14 protein-coding genes are annotated in these 16,806 nt (G+C 45.3%); 7 read left to right on the top strand and 7 right to left on the bottom strand.

The features are described 5' to 3' along the window. The first annotated feature begins 78 nt into the window (after positions 1-78). Complete coding sequence (locus ABWY16_RS21210) at positions 79-603, top strand: DUF4199 domain-containing protein (RefSeq protein ID WP_353906669.1); 525 nt, start codon at positions 79-81, stop codon at positions 601-603. 96 nt (positions 604-699) lie between these two features. After that, on the top strand, positions 700-1,266 hold the full coding sequence (locus ABWY16_RS21205) for a Crp/Fnr family transcriptional regulator (RefSeq protein WP_353906668.1): 567 nt from the start codon (positions 700-702) through the stop codon (positions 1,264-1,266). Positions 1,267-1,385: 119 nt separating this feature from the next. Here the strand turns inward: ABWY16_RS21205 and ABWY16_RS21200 are convergent, their stop codons facing one another. The 3 genes from ABWY16_RS21200 to ABWY16_RS21190 form a co-directional block, all read right to left on the bottom strand. Beyond that, positions 1,386-2,057: a type 1 glutamine amidotransferase domain-containing protein gene (locus tag ABWY16_RS21200; RefSeq protein WP_353906667.1), complete on the bottom strand. Its 672-nt coding sequence runs from the start codon at positions 2,055-2,057 to the stop codon at positions 1,386-1,388. Between the two features lie 11 nt (positions 2,058-2,068). Continuing rightward, entirely contained in the window at positions 2,069-2,359 is a 291-nt protein-coding gene (locus tag ABWY16_RS21195; RefSeq protein ID WP_353906666.1) for a putative quinol monooxygenase, read from the bottom strand. A gap of 215 nt (positions 2,360-2,574) precedes the next feature. Then, the gene (locus ABWY16_RS21190) at positions 2,575-3,549 is read right to left on the bottom strand and encodes an SDR family oxidoreductase (protein WP_353906665.1); all 975 of its coding nucleotides are present in this window, start codon (positions 3,547-3,549) and stop codon (positions 2,575-2,577) included. 261 nt (positions 3,550-3,810) lie between these two features. Between ABWY16_RS21190 and ABWY16_RS21185 the strand changes: the two genes are divergently transcribed. From ABWY16_RS21185 to ABWY16_RS21165, 5 genes are all read left to right on the top strand, one after another. Beyond that, a complete protein-coding gene (locus tag ABWY16_RS21185) occupies positions 3,811-6,813 on the top strand; it encodes a sigma-54-dependent Fis family transcriptional regulator (RefSeq protein ID WP_353906664.1) in 3,003 nt (1,000 codons plus the stop codon). A gap of 164 nt (positions 6,814-6,977) precedes the next feature. Then, positions 6,978-7,982, top strand: coding sequence for an alpha/beta hydrolase (locus tag ABWY16_RS21180; protein ID WP_353906663.1), 1,005 nt, complete (start codon positions 6,978-6,980; stop codon positions 7,980-7,982). Between the two features lie 2 nt (positions 7,983-7,984). Next, positions 7,985-10,753: an aconitate hydratase AcnA gene (gene acnA, locus ABWY16_RS21175; RefSeq protein WP_353906662.1), complete on the top strand. Its 2,769-nt coding sequence runs from the start codon at positions 7,985-7,987 to the stop codon at positions 10,751-10,753. 69 nt (positions 10,754-10,822) lie between these two features. Continuing rightward, entirely contained in the window at positions 10,823-11,869 is a 1,047-nt protein-coding gene (locus ABWY16_RS21170) for an alpha/beta hydrolase (protein ID WP_353906661.1), read from the top strand. 145 nt (positions 11,870-12,014) lie between these two features. Further along, entirely contained in the window at positions 12,015-12,869 is an 855-nt protein-coding gene (locus tag ABWY16_RS21165; RefSeq protein WP_353906660.1) for a helix-turn-helix domain-containing protein, read from the top strand. Positions 12,870-12,887: 18 nt separating this feature from the next. Here the strand turns inward: ABWY16_RS21165 and ABWY16_RS21160 are convergent, their stop codons facing one another. The 4 genes from ABWY16_RS21160 to ABWY16_RS21145 are packed head-to-tail and all read right to left on the bottom strand — an operon-like array spanning position 12,888 to position 16,692. Continuing rightward, complete coding sequence (locus ABWY16_RS21160) at positions 12,888-13,292, bottom strand: cytochrome C (RefSeq protein WP_353906659.1); 405 nt, start codon at positions 13,290-13,292, stop codon at positions 12,888-12,890. 1 nt (position 13,293) lies between these two features. Further along, on the bottom strand, positions 13,294-13,566 hold the full coding sequence (locus tag ABWY16_RS21155; RefSeq protein ID WP_353906658.1) for a hypothetical protein: 273 nt from the start codon (positions 13,564-13,566) through the stop codon (positions 13,294-13,296). Next, positions 13,563-14,564: a cytochrome c gene (locus tag ABWY16_RS21150; RefSeq protein ID WP_353906657.1), complete on the bottom strand. Its 1,002-nt coding sequence runs from the start codon at positions 14,562-14,564 to the stop codon at positions 13,563-13,565. The genes ABWY16_RS21155 and ABWY16_RS21150 overlap by 4 nt, the downstream gene beginning before the upstream one ends. 4 nt (positions 14,565-14,568) lie before the next feature. Further along, positions 14,569-16,692 (bottom strand): cbb3-type cytochrome c oxidase subunit I, encoded by a 2,124-nt coding sequence (locus ABWY16_RS21145; RefSeq protein WP_353906656.1) that lies wholly within the window; start codon positions 16,690-16,692, stop codon positions 14,569-14,571. Positions 16,693-16,806 lie beyond the last annotated feature (114 nt).

Here is a 16,806-nt window from a genome sequence, read left to right as displayed (position 1 = left end):
TGCAAATCACCCTAAAGTATGAGCGAAATCAGACAGCTTTAATCCAATTTTACGGCTGAACCTTTAAACAAAATTAGTATGAAAAAAAATGTACTCATCTACGGCTTGCTATCAGGTATTTGTGTGGCGATCTTCATGTCGTTCTCAGTTGGATACTGTTACTCTGAAAACTCTTTTGATGGAAGTATGCTCCTGGGTTATACAGCTATGCTGCTGTCTTTCTCACTTATATTTGTAGGTGTCAAAAATTACCGAGATAAGCATAATAATGGTATCATTAGCTTCGGTAAGGCTTTTTTAATGTCTTTATATATGGCACTTATAGCTTCAACTTTATATGTAATTGGATGGATGATTGCTTATTATAATTTTTTTCCTGATTTCATAGAAAAATTGGCAGCTTACCAATTGAGCCCGGCCAAAATCAGCCATATGACTCCCGCTCAGATTGCTGGCATTCGTGAGCAAATGGAAACCTTTAAAGACTGGTACGCTACACCTCTTGGGGTAGCAGGAGCTACATATATGGAAATTTTGCCTGTTGGACTTCTTGTCTCATTGATTACAGCTCTGATTTTGAAACGAAGGATTTCATCAACTTAATACTAAATATTAATCTAAAGCTGACATCAATACTGCAGTATATCTTAATTAAGGACTGACAAAGTTTATATCTTCGTGCGTTTAATTTCATTCTATATGGAGCCGAAGAATATTTTAAAAGCACATCTTGCCAAAACCATTACACTGACAGATGATCAATTCGATTATTTTTACTCACATTTCAAACCGCATTCTTTTAAAAAAGGACAAACGATAATCAGTGCAGGGGATAAAGTAGACAGCGAATATTTTGTGTTGGATGGCTGCCTGAAAACTTTTTATGTAAATGACGACCAGAAAATGTTCATCCTTCAGTTTGCCATGTCAACCTGGTGGGCGTCTGACTATAACGCTTTGTATGGTGGTGTTGATGCTACCGTTAACCTGGACTGTATTGCAGATGCGGAGGTCCTGTGCCTGGCTGGTGATGACCGCGAAAGACTGTGTAATGAAATTTCTGCGCTCCAATATTTCTTTCGCTGGCGCTCTAATAAAGGATATGTCGCTTCACAAAAAAGACTGTTATCCTTTATGAATAACAATGCAAAACACCGGTATGAGGAATTATTGAGCATGTATCCTTTATTGTATAATACTGTTCCTAAACATTTGATTGCAGCATACCTTGGGGTATCGCGCGAAACGCTGAGCCGTTTATATTAAAATACTTACTGAATAGTACAGCCACAGGTCATCCGGCTTGCTGATCTACCGTAATTCTGATGACGAAAAGGCTGCATCATATTCTATGGTACAGCCTTTCATGATCAAAAAAGAAATATTTAAGCCTCTAAAATGGCGATTACCTTTTGGGCAGTTCCACGTGCTGAGGCTGGATTTTGTCCTGTCACAAGGTTTCCATCGGCAATGCTGTTATCAGACCAAGCAGCTGCGGCCTGAAATATACCACCCTGATCAGTAAGAGCGCTTTCCAATAAAAATGGAACATCATCTTTGGCATAATGGTTTTCTTCATCATTGCTGAAAGCGGTGATGTTTTTGCCTTTAAGCAGGAAAGTTCCATCGCTAAGTTTTACATTGAGCAATGATACAGGTCCATGACATACTGCACTAACTACAGCTTTCCTTTCATAGGTTTCTGCAATTACTTTTTTCAGCACTGCATTTTCCGGCATATCTACCATAGGGGCTAAACCTCCGGGTATGAAAATAGCGTCGTATTTACTTGCATCTACGTCCTCAAGTTTAAGGTTGTTCTGCATTTTTGTCCATCCGCCTTCCTGCAGGAACCTTGCATTTGAAGCTTCATCTTTTGCTTCCATGTTATCCAGTGCCGGAACTTCGCCTGTAATACTTGCAAAATCCATTTGATAACCTGCATCATCAAATTCTACGTAAGGGTGGGCAACTTCATCAAGAAATACACCTGTTTTTCTGTTTTTTGGTCCAATTACTTTGCTGTTGGAAACGATAAATAAGATTCTTTTTGACATGATATTTTCTATTAAAAAAGTTGTTTTACAAGGGTTAATTCACGGATTTCAAGGTGGGGAATAATCTGTCCCAGTACTGTTTGCTGATAATGCTCAGAATTTTTATGCGCTTCCACTGCATCACTGTCTGCATAGCGTTCATGGAGGATGAGTTCATTTATATTATCAGCCGACTGATAGATGTGGTAAAAAATATTACCTTCTTCATTTCGTGTTTTTTCTACCAACTCCTGAAGGAGAATTAAAATCCGGGGAGTTTCTGTTTCCCTGATTTTCCATTTAACGATGAGTTCTTTTTCCATTTTATGATTATTAATTTGAATGCCTGATATAAATTTTGATTGGTATTGTTTGTTGACATTCCAAAAGTGGGGGGAATAATGAAGAATGGATGGTGATGTAGATCACATTAAGAATCACCGAGCATGAATGTGATGTACATCACAAATCACAGATAAGCAAAAACGGGAGACATCGAACCGATACCTCCCGTTTTACAAAGTATAAACCTTGTGTACTAGTTTTGCTTTTGATCCTTCAGATAGTCTACACTAGCCAGAATAGCCTCTTCTTTCGTGCGTGGATGCCATCCCAGCATGTCTTTCGCTTTCCTGTTAGAAATCGTAATCTTATCCGCCGGATTCCCGGCTTTCAGATCAGCAATATCCGAAGCAAGAGCACTCCGTTCCCTCTTTATCAGCGATGCGATATCGAAAAAGGTCATTACCCCATCAGCTGTAGCGATGAAACGTTCAGCATTTGCTATAGGGCTTTCCATCACCAGAAGATGCATTTCCGCTACGTCGCGCACATCCACCACACCAAAAGAGAATGCACGGTTTTCCTTTACGGTACCGTTCATGATATTGACGATAAGGTCTATAGAAGCCGAATACGCGCTGCCGACTGCTGGTCCAAAAATTCCAACAGGGTTAACGACGCTAAATTCCATGGTGGAACCACTGTCTTTTATATATTTCCAGGCCGCCTTTTCTGCGATTGTCTTTGATTTGATGTAGGGCTCTATAGGGGCATTCTCATCTGTCCAGTCAGATTCTGTGAAGACATGATTTTTGGGATCGGTACTGTAACCTATTGCCGCAAAAGACGAAGTCATTACCACACGTTTGACGCCTCCGTTATTTGCCGCTTTTAATATTCGTAATACTCCATCCCTTGCAGGGATAATGAGCTCATTCTCATCCTTTGGCTGTTTTGCCGGAAATGGCGAGGCAACATGGAGCACGTAAGTGCAGCCTGCTACAGCGTCCGCCCAATTTGTATCTGCTGTTAAATCCGCCTCAACGAAGCTTAATTTTTGCAAATCAGTTATGCCTGCAGTCCTTAAGTTAGCTAGGACTTCCTCCTTACGGTTCAGAGAACGAATAGTAGTTTTCACGGGGTATCCGTTTTTCAATAATTCGGCTATAGTATGTGTACCTAAAAATCCAGAGCCACCTGTTACCAATACCAGTTTTTTGTTTGTATCCATATGATTATTATTTAAAGCAAATTTCACTCTTACAGAGGATCGTTGTTTTTTTTGAGAGGTCCAATTTTGGATTAGGTCTATGCTATCACAAAACTAAATTATCATGCAGGTAAATTCAAGCCCGCAAACCCGGATGGCAGAAATTTGCTGAAATATGTCATAGTCTGTATACCTGCCCTGCGTTATTTTTGAGTGGAAAAGCATCATGCAGATGAGCTTTCAGTAATAGTCAGTTAGCGTAGGTTTATAGATTTTTTGGTTATGAAAGATATTCTGGAAAAATTAAGTGTTACTCCCCAAAATGACAGTGAAGTAGAAGCAGCCGCGATGGAACTAACCGGGCTTTCAGGCAGAAGAGAGTTTCAGCAGTTTATCCATTCAAGGCTTGCCGCAATGATACCTTATTCTGCCTGTTCATTTTTTCTTATCGATGAAAATGCCCGCAGGATGGAGAATTTTTTATCTGATCCTGTCATGACTGGGCTTGATCCAGCTGAAGTATTAAAGATCGAAGGCTCCAGCATTTTTCTCCGGATAAATTCAGGGAAGGAGCTCCTGGGATATTGCGTGGTAATTTTCCCGCCGGAAATTCCAAAAGAGGCTTACTTAAAACAACTTGAATACCTTCTGCCGCATTTTAGTTCGGCCATATCCCGGATAAAGATTATCGAGGGGGCTGAAGAGGTGAAGCGTAACTTTGAAATCCTGGAAATCATCAGCGCTGAGCTGGTCATGAATAAGGATAAGGACGAAGTTTTAAAAGCTTTGCGCCCACATTTAAAGACCTTTTTTAATTTCTCACACCATTTTGTGGCCGGAATAAATCCTGATCAACTCAGCCTTAGCCTGCTGTTGCAGGACCTGGATTCGGCGGCAAGATCGGATTCCCGGTATATGAATGCCATCGAAAGTCCTTTTGCAATCAGCGAAGGACTGGTCAATAAGGTTCTTTTTTCAAATGAACCAATCCTGTTTGATCTGGAGTACCTTGCCTCCAGAAAGGCCCTTCCGGAATTTATGGCCATCAACTATGAATATGGCATCAGTAAAATGGTAATGGTGAGCCTGCATATTGGTGGGGAACGAATAGGTATATGGACGATCTGTCTCTCAGGTAACGAAATGCTCAGCCCTAAGCAGCTTGCTTTTATCAAAGTGGTTTCGCGTCAGATTTCTATTGCTGCAAGGGATTTTCAGCTGGCTGAGGCCATCAGGGAAAAGAAGATGGAAAGCGATTTCCTGACGCAGGTGAGTGCCCATATTGCGATGTCAGACAACAAGAATGACCTGAAGCTTTTTTTAACTCAGGTACTGAGAAAGAAATTTGTGTTTGAAGACGTCGCCCTGTTAACCATTGATGAAAGCGGTACTTATCAACCCTTTCTTGAATCCTCCCCCGGCTACTCTGGATCGGATATTTTGATGTTGCCGCTTTGCCGTTCCCGGGATCTTTACATCTATGACATGGAGCAACTTGTGAAAGCGATTGATACTCCGCAATTTCTAAAAGACGAGTACCATCGGGGCATCCGTACAAAAGTTGGTTTTAAACTGCAGCACAAAGGAGCTGTTTCCGGAGCTTTGTTTTTCAATCTTAAAGATAATTCTTTTTCAGACAAGGATTTAGAACTCCTGAGCAGCATTGCCCTGCAGCTTTCCACCGCAATCTCAACTATCCTATCAAACCAGGCAGTGGACAGGTTGATGAATATAAGGTCACAACTGCTTCAGTTTGGAATGAACCTCAGGATGGCAAAGGATGAAGGAACACTCTCAACCATACTTGCTGAGCAATTAAAGACTCTTTTCCAGGCAGAGAACTTTTTGGTTACTGCACTGTCTGCTGATGGAAAATCCCATCGTGCCCTGTTCTTCGATCCGGAGTCAGAACTCGCCTCTTTTCCTGAAATGCATAGCTGGAGCAGAAATTTTGAAGAGATTGGGGATGGATTCTTCACTGAACTGCTCAGCGCTGAAGATGTCATTTTTGATAAGCCATCCTTGCTGGCCATAAGGAAGCTTCCAAGGTTTATTAAGTTCCTTGCTGTGGATGGGATGGATCTTGTAGGCTCTGTGATCAAACTCGCTGATGAACCTGTAGGTATGGTTTTCTTTCAGCAGCAGCATCCCTCAAAGCTGTCTTCCGATTCTGAATTGTTCTCCAGCATCCGTTCGCAAATTGCAATTGTGATCGTCAATCTGCTTTCGCAACAAAAAATTCAGTTACAGCTGAAAGAGATTGAGGGCTACAAGAACCAGCTTGAGGAAGAAAAAACTTACCTCAGCACAGAGCTGAAGACGGCAGGCAGCTACACTGAAATAGTGGGGCAAAGTCTGGCCTTGAAAGATTCTTTCCATCTGGTTTCGCAGGTGTCTGCCTCCGAAAGTACAGTTCTTATCCTTGGTGAAACAGGTACCGGAAAGGAATTGATCGCCAGGGCAATCCATAATAATTCGCCCCGGAAAAACAAACTTATGGTAAAGGTGAATTGTGCGGCCCTTCCGGCCAATCTGATCGAAAGTGAGCTCTTTGGGCACGAGCGTGGAAGTTTCACCGGAGCAACTGACAGACGGATAGGCAAGTTTGAACTTGCGCAGGGCGGCACGCTTTTCCTGGATGAAATTGGGGAAATGCCCCTCGACCTGCAGGTGAAGCTCTTAAGGGCGCTGCAGGAAAAAGAAGTTGAGCGCGTGGGGGGCAGAGGAACCATTAAGGTGGATGTGCGCATTATTGCTGCAACCAACCGCGACCTGCTCAAGGAAATGGACGAAGGAAGATTCAGGTCTGATCTCTATTACCGGCTGAACATCTTTCCTATTTGCCTGCCGCCATTACGGGAAAGAAAGGAGGATATCGAACTGCTGGTGTACCATTTTATCAAACATTACAGCAAAAAATGCGGAAAGGAAATTGACTCCGTCAGTTCCAAAGCCCTTCAGGACCTTCAGCGCTATAACTGGCCGGGCAACGTCCGCGAATTGGAACATCTCATAGAAAGGAGCGTGTTACTGGCCAGCGGCAATGTCATTAAGCAGGTGCTGCTTCCTGCATCCAGGGAGTTACAGGCAGAAGCCCAGAATGAAGAGCGTGACATCCTGAGAACCATCGACCAGAATGAAAAGGAACACATCTACAGGGTCCTTCAGTACAGTGCCGGAAGGATAGCCGGTAAAGGCGGGGCAGCTGAAATTCTCGGCGTTCCGCCTACAACATTGAACTCAAAAATCAAACGGCTCGGAATTAAACGCGGACACAGTATTTGAGTAATAACTATTCTTATCACGCAATTTCGCCAGGACTCGTCTTTTGACGAAATAAAGCGCCGTAAAAAACTATATAATATTATGTAAGTAATTGATTAGTAGGTTTTTGATTGAATGGCACGCCTCTTGTAAAACTGAGGGTTGTACACTTAAAATCAAAAACAATGGAAACACAAAATGTATCTCTTCAGGTGGAAAACGGGGCCAGGCCCTATGAGACCGATGAAAGACTTTCGGTAGCTACCAGAAAATTTTTAGGCTTGCTCAATGCACCGGATGCTGTGCCGCTGGAGTCGCTTTCCGTAACCGATGCCCGTAATGTACTGGTTGGCGCACAGGCATCAGTGGATGTGGATCTTTCCGGAATCGACGAATCTGAAAAAAACATCGAAGCGGATGGTTATTCCATCAAACTGAATATTGTGCGGCCTGCCGGAAGCAGCGAGCAGCTTCCTGTTTTCATATTCATTCATGGTGGCGGGTGGGTACTCGGAGATTATCCTACGCATAAACGTATGGTACGTGACCTTGTTGTGCTGACAGGTTATGCAGGAGTTTTTGTGAATTATACTCCAACGCCTGACAAGGCTTTTCCCACACAGATCAACGAAATCTATGCAGCGGTGAAATGGGTTGCCGGGCATGGTGCAGAAATCCTTGTTGATGGAAGCAATATGGCGGTAGTTGGCAACAGTGTTGGCGGAAATATGACTGCTGTTACCTGCCTGATGGCTAAGAAAAACCAGGGCCCGAAAATCAAACTGCAAATCATGATGTGGCCGATTGTTGATGCTGATTTCGAAACAGCTTCGTACAAAGCCTTTGGTGAACAGCGCTTCCTCACAACTACACTGATGAAATGGATGTATGATATGTACATTCCACAGGTTGCAAAAAGAAAAGACATCTTCGCATCACCGCTTCAGGCCAGCCCTGATGATTTAAAGGATTTACCGCCGGCCCTGATCCAGGTAGCAGAAAATGATATTCTTCGTGATGAGGGGGAGGCTTATGGAAGAAAGCTTGATGAGGCTGGTGTGCCCGTAACTACCATCAGGTATAATGGCGCTATTCATGACTTTGGCCTATTGAACGGACTGGCAGAAACGCCGCAGGTGAGGTCTCTGTTCCTGCACGCGGCAGCAGAACTTAAAAAATACCTGGGCTAACCATGACAAATGTAACCTACCAGAGGGTAGAAACCCTTTCAGGACGGTATGGCAGCTATAGTTACTATTCCCTCCGCTCATTGAATGATGCAGGATTCCCTGTTGAGTGCCTACCTTTTTCTGTCAGGATCTTACTGGAGAATGCCATCAGGAATTTTGATGGATTTGCAATTACCAATGAACATATTGCTTCCCTGATCAACTGGTCGCCCGGGGGTGGCAGCCGGGATATTCCCTTCAAACCTGCAAGGGTGCTGATGCAGGATTTTACCGGTGTGCCTGCCGTAGTAGATATCGCTTCGCTCAGGGCGGAAATGGCCAGAAAGGGAAAAGACCCGGATCTCATCAATCCGCTCATCCCGGTTGATCTGGTTATTGATCATTCGGTACAGGTTGATTATTTTGGTACCGACTATGCCTACGAACAAAATATTGCTGAGGAATACAGCAGAAATAAGGAACGGTATGAGTTTCTTAAATGGGCACAGGGTTCTTTCGATAATTTCAGCGTTGTGCCCCCGGGCATGGGTATTTGCCACCAGGTAAACCTGGAGTATCTGGCAAAAGGAATTGTAACCCGGAACCAGCTGGCTTTTCCTGATTCGCTGGTAGGTACTGACAGTCACACCCCGATGGTCAATGGCATTGGGGTGCTTGGCTGGGGCGTTGGAGGTATTGAAGCAGAAGCCGCATTATTGGGACAGCCCATCTATTTTCTTATGCCCCAGGTGGTTGGCCTGAAACTTAGCGGAAGGCTTTCTCCCGGGGTAAGTGGTACAGATCTGGTACTTACCATTACCAGGCTGCTTCGCGATCATGGGGTGATCGGAAAATTTGTAGAGGTATTTGGCTCAGGACTGGAATCTCTTTCAGTGCCGGACAGGGCCAGCATCGGCAATATGTCGCCTGAATTTGGCTGCACTGTAACGTATTTCCCTATCGACAGCAAAACCCTTGATTACATGAGGAGCACAGGAAGGACAGAAGAGCAGATTGAACTTACCGAAGATTATTGCAAAGCGAATATGCTCTGGCGCTCGGGGGAGGATAAGATTCTGTATTCCACACTGGTTGAACTCGATCTCGGTACTGTTAAGACTACTGTGTCGGGCCCTAAAAGACCACAGGATAAAATATTACTGAAAGATTTCCGGGCGCGGTTTATCAATATCCTGAAAGAGAGTTATGGACGTGAATATCTCCCGCCTGCAATGCTTGAAAGGTGGCAGGGCGAGGGGGGAAGCCAGCCAGCTTCGGCGGCACAGCCGGGCAATCAGGATATGACAATTGAAACCCTTAAAGGCAAGGACCAGAAACAGGTATGGCTGAACATGGGGCGGGAGAAATATATGCTGAACGACGGGAGTATAGTCATAGCAGCCATTACTTCCTGTACAAATACTTCTAATCCCTACCTGATGATTGCCGCTGGTCTGGTTGCAAGAAAGGCCCGGCAGAGAGGTGTTGGAACCAAACCCTGGGTCAAGACATCCCTCGCACCAGGTTCAAAAGTTGTAACTGATTATCTGTCAAGGGCAGGCTTGTTAGGGGATCTGCAGGCGCTCAACTTCCATACGGTCGGATACGGTTGCACCTCCTGTATAGGCAATTCGGGTCCGCTGCCGGAACACATTTCCATGGCTATCGAGGACAATGACCTGGTGGTGGCATCCGTACTTTCCGGAAACCGGAACTTTGAAGCGCGTATTCATCCGCAGGTGAAAATGAACTTTCTGATGTCCCCGATGCTGGTGGTAGCTTACGCAATCGCAGGAAGAGTGGATATCGATCTTGAAGCAGAGCCACTTGCATATGACCCTAACGGGAATGGGGTTTTCTACCACGACCTTATGCCCGACGGGAAGGAGGTATACCAGATGATGGAAACTGCGCTGAGCAAAAATGATTACTGGAAAAACTACGCTGAAATCTTTGCAGGTAACGCTACATGGCAAAACCTGAGGGTGCCCGAAGGACAGCTGTACAGCTGGGATGCTGAATCTACCTATATCAAAGAATCGCCTTTTTTCAAAGACCTTGCTGAAGAGGTTCCCGAAGTTAGGGCTGTCAGCAATGCCAGAGTCTTACTGATGCTGGGCGACAGCATTACTACTGACCATATCTCTCCAGCAGGATCCTTCAGGGAAGACAGTGCGGCAGGGCTTTATCTGTCAGGTCTTGGGATACAGAAGGCGAATTATAATTCCTATGGATCAAGAAGAGGTAATGATGAAGTGATGATCAGGGGCACATTTGCCAATGTACGGATCCGGAATGCCCTGTCTGACAGGGAAGGTGGCTACACGCGTTTTCATCCCACAGCTGAGCAAATGTCTGTGTTTGATGCCTCTGTCAGATACAGAGCAGCCAATACACCACTGATGGTTCTTGCCGGCAGGGAGTATGGCAGCGGCTCTTCGCGCGACTGGGCGGCTAAAGGTACGTTTCTGCTGGGTATAAGGTTGGTATTGGCGGAGAGCTATGAGCGTATTCACAGAAGCAATTTAGTGGGGATGGGGGTAATGCCAATCGAATACCTGCCTGGTGAATCTGCTGTTACTTTGGGTCTGGATGGGACAGAAAGCTTCAGCCTTGGCGGCTACGAAAACGGAATTACCCCTGGTATGGAGCTTGATTTGAAGGTGCTCAGTGCAAATGGTCTTGAAAAATCTTTCAGGGTGATTTGCAGGCTTGACTCAAATATAGAAATCGAGTACTATAAAAATGGCGGGATATTACAGTATGTGATGCGGCAGTTTCTCCATCGCTGATCTGCTGTGCATACTATGCATCGGCCGACAGGTGCAATCAAGATAAAAAACAAACTAATAAATAACATCATGAAAACGAAATCAATTTTTAGGTCGGTGCCGGCCCTGTTAATCAGCATTGTTTTAAGCTCTAATATCTTTGCCCAGGAGGTACTTGATCCGGCAAATGATCCCCATATTGAAAGCAATGTAAAAGCCTTTCTGAAGGTTCTTAATTCGGGTGGGGGCAAGCCAATTGAACAGCTCTCACCAAAGGAGGCGAGAGCTGTTCTCAGCGGCGCACAAGAGTCGGTAAAATTTGATTACAGCGACATCAGCGTTACGGAAAAAACAATTCCCTCTGAAGAAGGACAGGTGGTGCTCAACATCGTTAAACCAGCAAATGCAAGAGGCATTCTTCCTGTATTTATCTTTATCCATGGCGGTGGCTGGGTATTGGGTGATTTCCCGACCCACAAAAGACTGGTCAGGGATCTTGTAGTCAACTCGGGAGCTGCTGCCGTGTTTGTAAACTATACGCCATCTCCTGAAGCCCGCTATCCGGTAGCCATCAACCAGATTTATGCGGCTACAAAATGGGTAGCTGCCAATGGTACACAAATAGGAGTTGACGGAAAAAGACTTGCCGTTGTTGGAAATAGTGTAGGTGGCAATATGACTGCTGCCATTGCGCTGATGGCCAAAGACAAACAGGGTCCTGAAATCAAATTACAAGTGCTTTTGTGGCCGGTAACCAATGCCGCTTTCGATACTGAATCCTACGGTAAATTTGCTGAAGGCCGTTTCCTGACGAAAAACATGATGATCTGGTTCTGGGATAATTATGCTCCTGATGCAGCAGCACGAAAAGAGATTTATGCTTCTCCGTTACAGGCCTCTGTGGCTCAGTTAAAGGGCTTGCCAACTGCATTCGTTGGTGTTGCAGAGAATGATGTCCTGCGCGATGAAGGTGAGGCTTATGCCAGAAAACTGGATGAGGCCGGCGTTGTAGTAACTTCAGTACGTTATAATGGGATGATCCATGACTGGGGGCTGCTAAACCCATTGGCAAAAGTTCCGGGCACCAAATCCATCATGCTGCACGCAGCCAGTGAAATCAAGAAAGCACTGAAATAATTTGTACCACGAAATATCGCAAAGCAACAGCCGGGCAACGAAATATCGCCTGACTGTTGCTGTTGTTATGTAATCATGTATTTGATTATCAGTTATTTGAATAATGGCATAGTTTAGGTTTAACGCATTCAATAATCAATCAGTTATGAATCTATTACATCGTATCCCCGAAAAGAGATTTTGTATTTCTAAATTTTCCCCTGAACTGGAATTTTCGGGAAATCTGGATGAGAACAAAGACTTAACCAAAATTATATACATGGAGGAGGCTGGCTCCATCACAGTTGACTTTAAGAAATTCTACATTACAGGGGCCGGGATTTTTTTCATCAGGCCCGGTCAGTATGTCCGGCTCAGTACCGATAGCCGGGGAATTGTTATTTCTTATACCCGGCATCAATATTCAGCAGATATAGAGGATAAAGAACTTATATTCAGTGGTGTGCAGTTCAATGGTGCCGAAGAAATGCCGGGCCTCAGCCTGGATGCCTGTACTTCTGCATTGGTCAGTATGTTTTTGACACAACTCATGACCGAAACGGAATGTCCGGATAGTAACCAGGAATTCATGATCAGGTCCCTGATCAATCAGCTGATCGTCGTCTGTAACAGGGTATGGCGCAAACAATATGACCAGATGAAACTGCGTACCGATCCTGACCATGATTTCTATCATTACTTTGACAGACTCGTGGAACGGAATTTTATCAGGCACCATTCGGTTTCGGCCTACGCGCTGATGCTCAATATCAGTCCAAAAGCGCTGAACAAACGTGTGGCAAAATACAGCAGCCTGACGCCCAGCGATATAATTCATAAACGCATTATTCTGGAAGCAAAGCGCCTGTTGATCCACACGCCTATGAGCGTCAAGGAAATCGGTTTCCACCTTGGTTATGAAGACCCTTCGTATTTCATCCGGTTTTTTAGCAAGCAGGCAAATATGGCCCCGCAAAATTTCAGGAAGCGCTTTCAGTCCTCTCTTAATGCGGTGGCCTGAAACACATCCCGAGCCCGGTTAATTTCTGGTCAGGTAGCTGAACGTGTAAAACATGGACCAGGCAAGGAAACCAATTATAATCATCCATACCCAGGCCGGTATACTCTGCGGGGATTCTGCGCCTTCGATGAGAAAGGTTTTCTCATCTCCTTTACTGTAGGCATTAACCATTACCGGAACAACCCCATCCACCACGCCGTTTTGTGTGATACCTTCTACGATGATCGCAGGGCCGTTTCTCACCTCAAAATCAATGATCCTGATACCTTCCTTTCCTGCGGGGTCCTGACTGATAATCTTCAAAGTATGGGCGCCGTCAATGAGTTTGCTTGTATCCAGCTCAAAGTTGGCCGGTGCAGGGAGTTTTGTAAGCGGCGTTGTTTCATCGTCCAGAAAAATCATTACTGTACTGCTCTTTTCCATTTTAGCGGCCCTCCAGAATAAATCTTTTAATATGTCCTTCTGAGCGTTCTCCGGGTTTAATCAGGTAGCGTACTGAAAACCAGAGGCTCAGCAGTACGATTATGATGGCTATGCTGATAATGATATAATCCAGTCTGTCCTGCGGCCCTGTACCGTGGGTAATACCCTGCAGGACTTCCGGTTTCTGACGCTCACAAACAGGACATGCACCGGCTGCGATAGCAGCAAATAGAAGAACTGCTGCCAGGGTTGCTTTTTTTACTTTTGTTTTCATGTTTTCCCTACTTTTTGTTTTACTAGATCCATTATCTTTTTGATTTCTGCATCAGTTACCTTAGTCCCTTTATTGCCCCAGCTGGTCCGCTCATGATTGATGATTGCTGCAACCTCTTTTTCGGTAAATTTAGCATTGCTGCCTACCGCTGGCATTACCCCAAATTCCTCCCTTGCATCGTATCCGTTCATGATAATGTCAACATAAAGTTCAAGGTTGGCCCCCTCAACCACAGGGCTCCCTTTCAGGGGAGGAAATGCGCCGGGAAGGCCTTCTCCGGATGACTGATGGCATGGCTGGCAATTGGTTGTATAGAGGAGCTTGCCGTCCAGTCCGGCCGGCTTGCCTGCCTGTTCTTTTACGCCAGTTTTAGCATATAAAAAGGGCTGGGATGCTTCGGTGGCTATTTTTGTTTGTTTAAGTGAATTGAGGTAGGCGACAAGATCCAGCGCATCACCTGATGCGATGATATGTTTATTTCCGGAACCTGCAAATGCCGCGGGTACTTTTACTTCAACATCGCCCTTGGCTACATGCTGCTTTTCTATAAACAGCCACTTAAATGAAGGCATGATGGATTCTTTCACCACTGCACGGGGATTGTACAGGTGGAGCAGATTCCAGTCAACGCTGGGCTGTCTGTTGCCTATATTGGTAAGGTCCGGTCCGGTGCGCTCTGTTCCCATGAGTGTTGCTGTGTTCACCCAGGTACTGATCCGGTGGTTATCTGCATAATCTGCCGCCATACCCGGGCGCGATCCCCAGGTACGGTCCATATCTGCGCTGCGGACCTGCTGGGTATGGCAGGCCACACATCCATTGGATATAAACAGGTTTTTTCCCCTCACTGCAGCTTCGCTCATAGGTTCTGCATTTGACAGGGGTTTATTGTTTGCCTGGTTATTCAGCGCCGGCAATATGGCAACAAATAGGGTAAGGACCCAAAAGAGCAGGGTTGCCGATATGAATAATCTGCGGTGGCTGTTAAAAAATTCCATATAATTAGAGCTGCGATGAATGAATTAAACTTGTTTCTTTTTCGAGCTTTTCCCTGTTGATTTCGAAGACGGTCATCAGCTGTCTTTCGCTGAACATCTTGTACAGATTAAAGGCAAAGAACAGATGTGATAACCACATCAGACTGCCTCCGATTGCTCTCCATAACCAATAGGGAGCCATGAAGACCACACTGTCAATGAAGGGTTTACCGTCCATCCACATCAGGCCGCGGAAAGTACTGCCGTACATGAGCGAAACGGTGTAGAACATCAGTCCGATCAGCGCGAGCCAAAAGTGCGCCCCGATAGTAATCTGTGGTGCTTCACGGCCGGTCAGCCTGGGAACAATCGCATAAATACCGCCCCATAATAAAAAACTGATAATGCCATACATCGTGAGGTGCGAATGGGCAATGGTAAAATCTGTAAAGTGCCAGATGAGATTGGTATAGCGGAAGGCTTCTGCTACTCCCTGCAATGATCCTGTAAAATAAAAAATAATGCCCACAAGGAAAAAGGGCAGGCTGTAGCTGTATAGCAACTTACTCCAGGCCCCTTTAAAAGTCATCAGAAAATTTGTGGTACCTGCAACAACGGGAATCACCATTCCTACGCTTCCTACGATGGATACCGTTTGTAACCACCATGGGATGGCGCTGAATACAAAATGATGTGTGCCGATGGTGGTATAGAAAAGGATCTGCGTCCAGAAGGCAAGGATACCAAGGCTGTAGGAATAAATAGGGCGGTTGAGCTGTTGCGGAAGGAAATAATATACTATCCCCAGCGTAAAAAGCATGAACCACATGCCTACGCCCTGGTGCATATAATAGCCCTGTATTATAGTTTCACCTAAACCGTCCTGCCAGATTGGAACGTAGGCAGCAATCGTAATAGTGATGGCAAAGATAACGGCAGAAATAATGTACCAGCCAGATATGTAAATTTCTTTAGTAGTGCGCGATGCTACGGTTTGCAGGAAATTTGCCAGTGTAATGAGCAGCCCTATGCCGAACAACAGCTGCACAGGCCATATGTATTCCCTGTATTCTCCTCCGCCGTTATTGATACCGGACATCAGACAGAGGGTGCCCAGCACAACAGCTGCATTGATCAGTCCGAATGAAATCCAGCCCGCCCTGAGGCTGTGGAGTTTTGTATTTCCTATCCGGGGAATGATATAATGGCCCAATCCCAGCATGGCCAGTGATGCCCAGCCCCAGAATACAGCATTTGTATGTACGGGCCTGAGCCTGCCAAAGCTTAGCCAGCTTAACTGATCGGCCTCCGGGGCTACAAATTTAATCCCCAGGTACTCGCCTACGGAAGTGCCAAAGACGAGCCAGCAGGCGGCGGCACATAAGTACCAGCTGATCAGTTTGGAAAGTCCCGGATCTACATCCGGCCTCCTGATCACTTTTTTCTTTGTTGCCACAAAAGGCAGTGTGTGGAATTTATTGATCTCCAGAAGTCCGCGTTCATCCTTTGGCAGGACATCGCCCGACAGTTCATTTCCCCTGAGGGAGTAATTGAACTGTTTCTTCTTTTCATCCAGTAATGACACCAGTTCCTGTTTATCCAGCGATCTGATGAGGGAAAGGAATTCTTCACTTTCAGCATCGCTCAGTTTGTTACGGTAGTCATATAAAGCAGATCTTACCTTCACAATTAATAACACCAGCGCTGCTATGGCGGGTATGGCCAGCAATACGAGTGTAATAATAACTCCTGTCTGACTTAGCAATTGGGGCTTATCCTGCTGCAGTGCTGTCTGTGCGTTTGCGCACAAAGTTAACAGCGAAAAAAACAATGTAGCCAGTACTTTTATCAGTGGTCCTGCCGACTTCCCATTGCCCTCTTTTCCCCTGGCAGCATAACGTTCCACTTGTTCGGGATTGAGTTTGGACAGGTAGGATAAAAGTTTTTCCCGGTTGTACTTTCTGGCTCCGGTCTTTTCGTTTCGTACAATGCTGCGTGTTTTGATCCAGACACGGCAGGCCGAAATCAGCAGGGCCAGGAGTATTGAGGTTAACAGGAAGATGCCCAGTCCCTGTAAACTGATGGAAAAATCTGAAGGTACGCCATCCTGTTCTGTAATCGATGCGGTAACTTTTGTTGCGGTTTCCATAATGTAGGAGGTTTTAAATTGTTATATCCCGTCCAGGCCACCGGGGGCTGAATGGTATTAACAAATTTATTCCTCAAAAGAGTACGTAACAATGGACTTAACAGAACAATCATG

The organism is Pedobacter sp., assembly GCF_040513095.1.
Lineage (GTDB): Bacteria > Bacteroidota > Bacteroidia > Sphingobacteriales > Sphingobacteriaceae > Pedobacter.
Note: the sequence above shows the minus strand (reverse complement) of the source record. Positions and strands in the feature narration are given on the sequence as shown.

Excerpts from the sequence above, each read along its gene's own strand:
- ABWY16_RS21210 (WP_353906669.1), top strand. The coding sequence starts at position 79 with ATGAAAAAAAATGTACTCATCTACGGCTTGCTATCAGGTATTTGTGTG.
- ABWY16_RS21195 (WP_353906666.1), bottom strand. The coding sequence starts at position 2,359 with ATGGAAAAAGAACTCATCGTTAAATGGAAAATCAGGGAAACAGAAACT.
- ABWY16_RS21145 (WP_353906656.1), bottom strand. The coding sequence starts at position 16,692 with ATGGAAACCGCAACAAAAGTTACCGCATCGATTACAGAACAGGATGGC.
- ABWY16_RS21160 (WP_353906659.1), bottom strand. The coding sequence starts at position 13,292 with ATGGAAAAGAGCAGTACAGTAATGATTTTTCTGGACGATGAAACAACG.
- ABWY16_RS21180 (WP_353906663.1), top strand. The coding sequence starts at position 6,978 with ATGGAAACACAAAATGTATCTCTTCAGGTGGAAAACGGGGCCAGGCCC.
- ABWY16_RS21155 (WP_353906658.1), bottom strand. The coding sequence starts at position 13,566 with ATGAAAACAAAAGTAAAAAAAGCAACCCTGGCAGCAGTTCTTCTATTT.
- ABWY16_RS21190 (WP_353906665.1), bottom strand. The coding sequence starts at position 3,549 with ATGGATACAAACAAAAAACTGGTATTGGTAACAGGTGGCTCTGGATTT.
- ABWY16_RS21205 (WP_353906668.1), top strand. The coding sequence starts at position 700 with ATGGAGCCGAAGAATATTTTAAAAGCACATCTTGCCAAAACCATTACA.
- ABWY16_RS21185 (WP_353906664.1), top strand. The coding sequence starts at position 3,811 with ATGAAAGATATTCTGGAAAAATTAAGTGTTACTCCCCAAAATGACAGT.
- ABWY16_RS21170 (WP_353906661.1), top strand. The coding sequence starts at position 10,823 with ATGAAAACGAAATCAATTTTTAGGTCGGTGCCGGCCCTGTTAATCAGC.
- ABWY16_RS21165 (WP_353906660.1), top strand. The coding sequence starts at position 12,015 with ATGAATCTATTACATCGTATCCCCGAAAAGAGATTTTGTATTTCTAAA.
- ABWY16_RS21150 (WP_353906657.1), bottom strand. The coding sequence starts at position 14,564 with ATGGAATTTTTTAACAGCCACCGCAGATTATTCATATCGGCAACCCTG.
- ABWY16_RS21200 (WP_353906667.1), bottom strand. The coding sequence starts at position 2,057 with ATGTCAAAAAGAATCTTATTTATCGTTTCCAACAGCAAAGTAATTGGA.
- acnA (WP_353906662.1), top strand. The coding sequence starts at position 7,985 with ATGACAAATGTAACCTACCAGAGGGTAGAAACCCTTTCAGGACGGTAT.